The organism is Mesorhizobium sp. M7A.F.Ca.CA.004.06.1.1 (genome assembly GCF_003999135.1).
In the GTDB taxonomy this organism is placed as follows: Bacteria; Pseudomonadota; Alphaproteobacteria; order Rhizobiales; family Rhizobiaceae; genus Mesorhizobium.
The window spans coordinates 1-1,940 of sequence record NZ_RZPQ01000938.1 but is presented as its reverse complement, the minus strand read 5'-3'; the positions used below and the strand labels follow the sequence as shown (position 1 = coordinate 1,940).

General features: G+C 64.5%; 3 protein-coding genes. 1 reads left to right on the top strand and 2 read right to left on the bottom strand.

What is annotated here, in order from left to right; all coding sequences use genetic code 11:
* Positions 1-652 (top strand): ABC transporter permease (locus tag EN906_RS32395; RefSeq protein WP_164777537.1); only part of this gene is annotated, 652 nt, incomplete at its 5' end.
* 83 nt (positions 653-735) lie between these two features.
* Here EN906_RS32395 and EN906_RS32390 read toward each other — a convergent pair.
* Both EN906_RS32390 and EN906_RS32385 read right to left on the bottom strand, forming a co-directional pair.
* Positions 736-1,335: a DNA-3-methyladenine glycosylase gene (locus EN906_RS32390; RefSeq protein ID WP_127268432.1), complete on the bottom strand. Its 600-nt coding sequence runs from the start codon at positions 1,333-1,335 to the stop codon at positions 736-738.
* Between the two features lie 97 nt (positions 1,336-1,432).
* On the bottom strand, positions 1,433-1,940 hold a 508-nt coding region (locus EN906_RS32385), incomplete at its 5' end, for a pyridoxal-phosphate dependent enzyme (RefSeq protein WP_127375690.1).

The following is a 1,940-nucleotide window of genomic DNA, read 5'->3' as shown; positions in this document are numbered from 1 at the left end:
CGCCAAGGGTCGGCTCGATGTCGTCGTACACCGGCGCTACAATCCCGAAGGCATCTCGCAATACAACATCGTGCCCGGCCTGCTCGGCGTCATCCTGCAGATGACCATGGTGATGATGACCTCGATCGCGCTGACGCGCGAGACCGAGCGCGGCACGATGGAAAACCTGCTGGCGATGCCGTCCAGCCCGCTCGAGATCATGATGGGCAAGGTGCTGCCCTACCTGGCGGTCGGCGGCGTGCAGGTGGTGGTGGTGCTGGCGGCGGCGAAGCTGCTGTTCGCCATCCCCTTCACCGGATCGATGTCGCTGCTCCTGACCGCCGTGCTGATCTTCGTGCTGGCGCTGGTGCTGCTCGGCTATACGATTTCCACCATCGCCCGCACGCAGATGCAGGCCCTGCAACTGACCTTCTTCTTCTTCCTGCCGTCGATCATGCTGTCGGGTTTTATGTTCCCTTATCGCGGCATGCCGGACTGGGCGCAAATCCTCGGCGAGATCTTCCCGCTGACGCATTTCCTGCGCATCACCCGCGCGGTGATGCTGAAGGGCGCGGAACTGCCGGCGGTGTCAACGGAGATCGGCTGGCTGGTGGTGTTCGTGGCCTTGTTTGCCGGCGTGGCACTGGTGCGGTTCAGGCGGACGCTGGATTAGATGCCGCACGACCTCCAGTCTTGGCACCAGCCTTTGCGGAAGGGAGAAATGCTTTCGCCAATCTCCATGGTTTGTAACTGCCACTAACCGTTGAGCGATTTCGGGCCGCTGACGAAGGCGCTCCCCTTGACGTAAAACCGCAGCGGGCGATCGGCATCCTTTGTAATGCCGATCCGGACGCCTTGGGCGATGTCGCCGGCTTGATGCTCGTCGGTTGCCAGCCATAGCGGGCCTTTGCGGCAAAGATCGAGCCCGTCGAGCGAACGATCGATCCGCAACGCCTGGGCCAGCCTTCCCGGTCCTCGCGCCAGGTCGCGCAGGCGCTCGACGCCGCGGTTGAGCCGCATGATCGCAATGCCCTCGAGTGGCTCGAGCGCCCTGATCAGCACGCCGGTTCCGACCCCCGGCATCTCGCTCGAGACATTGAGCATGTAGGAGATGCCGTAGGCGAGATAGACATAGGCGTGCCCGGGTTCGAGAAACAGCGAACGGTTGCGCGGGGTCATCCCCCGGTAACCGTGTCCGGCGGCGTCACCGGTCACATAGGCCTCGGTCTCGACGATGCGGCCGCTGGCGATGCCTTCAGGCAGCTCGCGCACCACGAGTTTGCCAACGAGGGTGCGGGCAAGGGATGCCGTATCGTCGGGCAGCTCGGAACGCGTGAGCGGGCGGTAGATGACCATGCTCAGCGCGGCGACGATTTGGCGGCGGGCGAGGAGTGATCCAAGGCGGAGCCTGTCGCCAGATACTCCATATCAGATACCCTTGGACATCGCCGTCTCAAGCAGCCGCCATGATCCCGGCATAAGTGCCGAAATCGACATTGCCGCCGGACAGCACCACGGCAATGCATTTGCCGGACAGCTCGATCTCGCCCGATGACAGTGCCGCCAGCGCCACACAGCCGCCGGGCTCGACCACCAGCTTGAGATAGGCCATGGCGTCGCGCATCGCCTGCGCCGCCGCCTGGTCCGAGACGGCGATGCCACCGGTGAGATTCCTGCGGTTGATCTCGAAGGTGATCACGCCAGGCTCGGCGGTCAGCAGCGCGTCGCAGATCGAACTATGGCCGGGCTCGTTCGAAACCCTTGCACCGGCGGCCAGCGACCGGCGGGTGTCGTCGAAATGCTCGGGCTCGACCGCCCAGACCGCCGTGTTCGGCGAGGCATCCTTGACGGCAACGGAGATGCCACTCGACAAGCCGCCGCCGCCGCAGGGGACGATCACCGCGTCGAGGTCGACGCCAAGCGCTTTTGCCTGGCGCATCAATTCGAGGCCGATCGTGCCC

Bases quoted from the DNA above. Each gene is read 5' to 3' on its own strand.
- EN906_RS32390 (WP_127268432.1), bottom strand. From the start codon at position 1,335: ATGGTCATCTACCGCCCGCTCACGCGTTCCGAGCTGCCCGACGATACG.